This window comes from Anaerosporobacter sp. (genome assembly GCF_031551385.1).
Taxonomy (GTDB): domain Bacteria; phylum Bacillota; class Clostridia; order Lachnospirales; family Lachnospiraceae; genus Anaerosporobacter.
This window is the reverse complement of sequence record NZ_JAVBNS010000285.1, coordinates 1-5,352: the sequence shown is the minus strand read 5'-3', so window position 1 is coordinate 5,352 and position 5,352 is coordinate 1. Positions and strand designations below refer to the sequence as shown.

6 protein-coding genes and 1 pseudogene are annotated in these 5,352 nt (G+C 35.8%); all 7 read left to right on the top strand.

Annotation, left to right across the window (positions count from 1 at the left end; translation table 11 throughout):
* Positions 1 to 706 (top strand): annotated as a pseudogene (locus tag RMR19_RS21105) (collagen-like protein); the annotation flags it as partial.
* Positions 707 to 954: 248 nt separating this feature from the next.
* Complete coding sequence (locus RMR19_RS21100) at positions 955 to 1,395, top strand: LytTR family DNA-binding domain-containing protein (protein WP_310605484.1); 441 nt, start codon at positions 955 to 957, stop codon at positions 1,393 to 1,395.
* A gap of 11 nt (positions 1,396 to 1,406) precedes the next feature.
* Positions 1,407 to 1,868, top strand: coding sequence for a DUF3021 domain-containing protein (locus tag RMR19_RS21095; RefSeq protein ID WP_310605483.1), 462 nt, complete (start codon positions 1,407 to 1,409; stop codon positions 1,866 to 1,868).
* Positions 1,869 to 1,929: 61 nt separating this feature from the next.
* The gene (locus RMR19_RS21090; RefSeq protein ID WP_310605482.1) at positions 1,930 to 2,658 is read left to right on the top strand and encodes an ABC transporter ATP-binding protein; all 729 of its coding nucleotides are present in this window, start codon (positions 1,930 to 1,932) and stop codon (positions 2,656 to 2,658) included.
* Positions 2,659 to 2,696: 38 nt separating this feature from the next.
* A complete protein-coding gene (locus RMR19_RS21085) occupies positions 2,697 to 3,458 on the top strand; it encodes an ABC transporter permease (protein WP_310605481.1) in 762 nt (253 codons plus the stop codon).
* Between the two features lie 214 nt (positions 3,459 to 3,672).
* Positions 3,673 to 4,803: an alpha/beta hydrolase gene (locus RMR19_RS21080; RefSeq protein WP_310605480.1), complete on the top strand. Its 1,131-nt coding sequence runs from the start codon at positions 3,673 to 3,675 to the stop codon at positions 4,801 to 4,803.
* Between the two features lie 159 nt (positions 4,804 to 4,962).
* Positions 4,963 to 5,352 (top strand): hypothetical protein (locus RMR19_RS21075; RefSeq protein WP_310605479.1); only part of this gene is annotated, 390 nt, incomplete at its 3' end.

Genomic DNA, 5,352 nt, shown 5'->3' with positions numbered 1-5,352 from the left:
TATTAAAAAGCTCGATGAAGATTGTAATTCTTCCAACGAAGATTTACTTGCGGTAAATGCAAGTGTCGAATCTTTGCTACGAACATTGACCGAAGCTCAACTTGTATTAAAAGGTAAAATGCAGAGTGTATTAGATACAATGCATAACGGCATAGGGCCTACTGGACCTACTGGAGCAAGCGGAAAGCGAGGATGTGCGGGTTCAAAAGGAGCTACTGGAAAGCAAGGGCCAACTGGTGCAACTGGACGCGACGGAAAATGTCAAAATTCATTTCTTTCTCTAACGGAAAAATGTCCGAATTTCAAATGGGGTTGTCATTCTCCATTCTGTTGGGATACCCAATTTGTATGTGGAAAACCAAGGGCTTGTCTTGACAACTGTGATAATAGTCGGATTCAATTAAAAGGAAATACCGTATATAAGCTTTCCTTTTCGATACCATTAATTGGAATGTGCCAAACGAAAAGTAATAAACTACATGTGGGAGTGACTTTATGTTCAGATAATGTTGCTCGAAATATTTATAGTTTTTCCAAAATTAATGTAAATCCTACGCAGTTTCCATTAACATTGCTTGGTAACGATATATTTTTCTCTACCCAAAATTGTTGTGAGCCAATATCTCTAACATTTGAATTACATTCACCAACACAAGTAATTGTTCAGAATGCCCGTTGTTCTATTACTGTAGTTGATTGTCTATAAATACAAGCACAGGAAACTCTTTTTAACAGTAGGGGTTTCCTGTCTATAATATAAACAGAGCAAACCACTTATAACAGGAATACGACCACTTATCGATATCCTGTTTTCTTTTTATAAATTATTAACTATAATAAAGATAGTTGAAGGATAATAAATGTAAAGGTAAACATGCAGCTCAAGGGTTCTTTCAACCATTACTTATATGAGCAGTATCACAAACTCTCTTGTGGTATGCATGGGGATAAGGCATGAAAATCAAGTTAATAATCGATCCAAAGTACAAAGATACACAAATTCATATTTGCAGTAAACATCATACTCCTGAAATTACGAAATTGTATCAATTAATTGAAGCGACTATAAATGCGAATATTACTGCCTACATGGATGATAAGGTTTGCATATTATGCAGTGCCGATATTATTCATATCTACACACAAGATTTAAAAGTATATGTAGCCACTATTGATGGTGTCTATCGTTTGCATCAACGGTTGTATGAGATGGAGGAAGTACTGGATAAGAACTATTTTATACGAATCTCTAATTCAGAAATCGTTAATGTTAGAAAAATCAAACGTATGGATACAAGTTTAACAGGTACAATTCGTATGTATCTTGATTGTGATAGAGAAGCTTACGTTTCTCGCAGATATATAAGTAAAATTAAGAAAGCATTAGAAATTTGAGGTGATTAAACATGTTAAAAAAAGGACTCTATAGAGGTATCAATAGTTTTATGTACTCCATTGCTATTAATATTTTATTAGCAACACTGCTAATGGCTATTGTAAATAAATCAAATTTTCTCCCGATTACACCAACTTTTGCCGCCAGATTTTCTTCTAAGAGTATGGCTTTTCTTGTTCAATGTATCTTAATCGGTATCACAAGTGCAGCCTTTGGGTTTTGGTCAATCCTTATGGAATATACCCATATTAGTCTACTGTTACAAAGTATTCTGTATTTTATACTAACAGCAATCGTTTGGATACCCGTTGCCTGCTTTTGCTGGGATTTTGGATCAAATGCTTTTTCCTTTATTACAATCACTACAAGTTACGTAATCTCCTATATTGTTACATGGGCAGTTCAATATCACATGTGCAAAAAATCTATTCTACAAATCAACAAAAAACTTGAGGAAATGAGAAACGAATAAGTTATTAGCCATTAAAATCTTATTTTAAATTAACAACCTATCTTAAATGGGAGTGATTCGTATGAAGAATGCAATCGTAATAAATCATTTACAAAAGAGCTTTGGCAACAACGTGGCTGTAAAAGATAGTAGTTTCGAAGTGGAAGAGGGGATTCTATTCTCTTTACTGGGCGTTAATGGCGCAGGGAAAACAACTACAATACGTATGTTAACTGGCTTATCTAAGCCGACTGCAGGGGATGCTTCTGTAAACGGTTATAGCATCCTAACAGAACTAGACAAAGTAAAAGCAATCACCAATATTTCTACACAGGAGACTGCAATTGCTCCAAACCTTACCGTTGAAGAGAATTTATTGTTTATCGCCCGAATCTATGGTATGTCAAAACAAGACAGTACGAAACGTGTTGAACAAATCATACAGCAGTTTTCCCTTGAAGAGATTCGCAAGGCGAAAGCAAAGACATTGTCTGGCGGCTGGCAGAGAAGACTTAGTATTGCAATGGCTCTAATCAGCAATCCTAAAATACTTTTCTTAGACGAGCCTACTCTAGGTCTTGATGTTTTAGCAAGAAAAGAACTCTGGAAGATAATCAAATCACTAAAAGGGAAGATAACCATTATATTAACAACACACTATATGGAGGAAGCCGAAAGCCTCTCCGATCAAGTCGCCGTTATGGTTGATGGGGAAGTTCGTGCATGTGGTACAGTATCACAACTAAAAGAAATGACAAGACAAGCCTCTTTAGAAGATGCATTTATCTCAATCGCAGAAGGGAATGTATAAGTAAAAACATCTATATTTATTAGAAGAGGAGTGGTTTTATGAAGAGTATCATTTTTGCAAAACGAACATTAACAGAGATTTTAAGAGATCCTTTAAGCTATATCTTTTGTCTTGGATTTCCTTTGCTTATGTTGATTCTTATGTCCATCATTAACGAAAGTATTCCAGCCGAAGCGAATATGGATGTATTTCAGATTCAAAACCTCGCACCAGGTATTGCTGTATTTGGCTTAACTTTCGTAATGTTATTCACATGCCTACAAGTATCCAAAGATCGCGCTACAGCATTCTTAATCCGTCTCTATGCTGCACCAATTAAGTCACATGAGTTTATTATCGGATATACCTATCCTGTAATCCTGATAGCAGTGATACAGTCATTCATCACGTTCCTATCTGCAATCGTAATTGGAGCAGTTAACGGATATTCTTTTCACTTAATTAATATTGTTATTTGTGTACTTGTTTTACTTCCGTCTGCCTTCTTATTCATTGGATTCGGTTTATTCATTGCAACGTTATTAAGTGAGAAAGCAGCACCTGGCATTTGCTCTATCCTAATTACCGCCTCTTGTATGCTTGGTGGCATCTGGATGGATGTTGATGCAATTGGCGGGACGTTAGCAAAAGTTTGCAAGGCGCTTCCTTTTTACCATGGTGTATCAGCCGCTCGTATGGCTATCAGTGGTCATTATCATGAACTTTTGAAACCACTTGTGATTATTAGTGTTTATGCAGTTGTGATTTATCTTCTTGCTGTTTTCTTATTCAAGAGGAAGATGCAGAGTGATGTGAGCTAAGGTGATTTTGAGCATTCTTAGTTATTTTACAAGCGAACCTTAGATAGACTAGGCGTTCTCTCCATGAACAATTTTTGCGAATATTCATTATTTTTCTTATATTTGTCTGTTTTCATTGTCAAACACCTCATAATACGATAAAATTAATGTAATTATATGTTGGAGGTATCTTCATTATCTACCAAACTTTAACTACAGGGGGATTTATCATATTATGAAGTCTAATTTTACAGAGGAACAAGCGTTAGCAGAAGCAAATAAATCAAAAAAAGTTAAAAGACGAATTAATAAGAAGAAAGCATTTGCCATTGGTATTCCAATATTCTTAGTAAGTTTCTTTATCATTTCATTTATTGTTGATTGGTTTATCTATAATTCTCAATTTACGCATTCGGATGTGCTCGATACCGCCCTTTATGGTGGTTACTTTTATACTGATTTTGCAGACGAATACGACCAACGAATTGTTACCTTCCCATCTGGCGACAACAAGTTAACTGGTTACTTATATGGTGAAGATAGTAACAAAGCGATTATCGTTGTTGCACATGGTATTGGCGGTGGGGCTGATTCCTACTTTGCACAGGAGAAGCATTTTATTGATAATGGGTATTGTGTATTTGCATACGATTGTACTGGTAGCTATATGAGTGAAGGCAAAACTACAACTGGATTTCCACAATCTGTCCTTGACCTTCATGCCGCACTCACTTGGCTAGAAGCACAAGATAATTTTAATAATCTACCTGTATTGCTTTTTGGTCATAGCTGGGGTGGTTATGCTGTAACAAATGTCTTGAATTATAACCATGATATTGCAGCAGTAGTAAGTGTTGCCGGGGTAAACAGTGCGTTTGAAATTGTTAATAACGAAGTTGTTGATATGATGGGTGTTTTTGGATACACACAAAAACCTGTATTAAATCTTATGCAAATAATAAAATTCGGTAAAGCGGCTACATTTACTGCCGTAAACGGTATTAATAAAGCTGATATCCCTGTTCTCATTATACATGGGGAAGATGATACCGTTGTACCTTATAAAACTTGTTCCATTATTGCGCATAAAGACAAGATTACGAATCCGAATGTTTCTTATATTACAACAACTGGGGTACATGGAGCACATAGTTCCCTGTTCTGGTCAGCAAAAAGTTTGGAATATGTAGATGCTGTAAATGAAGAGTATGCTAAATTATATGAGCAATATGATAATGACCCACCGTATGAAGAGAGAGTCAAATTCATAAGTACTGTAGATGATGATGTTATGGCGGAATTGAATGCGGAGTTGTTCAATTCAATTGATTCCTTCTTTGAGAAGGCACTTGACGCTACGAAATAGGATTTAGGAAAAAGACCCATAAGGAAATCAAATTGAGATATGTGCTGTTATACCAGAAGATTGATGAAAAGGATATTCCAAAAATAAGAGAAGCATTTGATTAATATATCAATAAAGTCAGCCGAACATAGGAACATAAAGTTAGGAAGAGGAATTGAGATGGTAAAACAGAAAAAACAGTCGACCACTGAAAAAAGAGAGAATCGTCTTCGTAAGGCAAAACAGTGGATTACGACATACAATGGTACACCAAAGAAGATTACCAGCAATTATAAAAAAAGATTTCATGTTGATGTAATGACGGCAGTGAAGGATTTACAGGCAATCGGTGTAGAATTTACACAGGAGTATCTTGATGCAGTAAAGAAAAGTGAAGAAGCAAGGCTCCGTCAACTCCATTTGCAGAAAGAAAAGAAACGCCAACAGGAACTCGATGATATTTATGCTGATTCGGATGATAATTTTGCATTTATAGCCGGATATACATCAGGTGGTGCGCCTTATGGGATTACATGGGATGAACTTGGAATAGAGCCATATGCTCCTTAT

Bases quoted from the DNA above. Each gene is read 5' to 3' on its own strand.
- RMR19_RS21100 (WP_310605484.1), top strand. From the start codon at position 955: ATGAAAATCAAGTTAATAATCGATCCAAAGTACAAAGATACACAAATT.
- RMR19_RS21095 (WP_310605483.1), top strand. From the start codon at position 1,407: ATGTTAAAAAAAGGACTCTATAGAGGTATCAATAGTTTTATGTACTCC.
- RMR19_RS21090 (WP_310605482.1), top strand. From the start codon at position 1,930: ATGAAGAATGCAATCGTAATAAATCATTTACAAAAGAGCTTTGGCAAC.
- RMR19_RS21085 (WP_310605481.1), top strand. From the start codon at position 2,697: ATGAAGAGTATCATTTTTGCAAAACGAACATTAACAGAGATTTTAAGA.
- RMR19_RS21080 (WP_310605480.1), top strand. From the start codon at position 3,673: ATGAAGTCTAATTTTACAGAGGAACAAGCGTTAGCAGAAGCAAATAAA.